Source organism: Anoxynatronum sibiricum (assembly GCF_039414295.1).
Lineage (GTDB): Bacteria > Bacillota > Clostridia > Peptostreptococcales > Tindalliaceae > Anoxynatronum > Anoxynatronum sibiricum.
This window is the reverse complement of sequence record NZ_JBCITM010000098.1, coordinates 1-255: the sequence shown is the minus strand read 5'-3', so window position 1 is coordinate 255 and position 255 is coordinate 1. Positions and strand designations below refer to the sequence as shown.

1 protein-coding gene is annotated in these 255 nt (G+C 45.5%); it reads right to left on the bottom strand.

Annotation, left to right across the window (positions count from 1 at the left end; genetic code table 11):
- Positions 1–255, bottom strand: a 255-nt coding sequence (locus AAIG11_RS18130) for a Mu transposase domain-containing protein (protein ID WP_425499443.1), incomplete at both ends; no start/stop codon positions are given.

The window sequence follows — 255 nt, the reverse complement described above, 5'->3', positions numbered from 1 at the left end:
CCAACAATTCAACAGCAGCAGATTTGCGAACGGGTTTAGAATGATACACTGACCGAGGCTTTTGTTCCAGCAAGGGCAGATAATGCTCCAACTGAAAAAAGGTGTCTGATCGACCATAACTGCGTGTATGATGGGCAACCTTTTCTGCATTGTGGTAACAGGCAATATGATTGCCGTAAGCTTTAACGCTTATCTGACGACCAACCAGTTCGACTGGTACTGAGTAACGGTTTCGGTCAAACTGGACAGTACTGT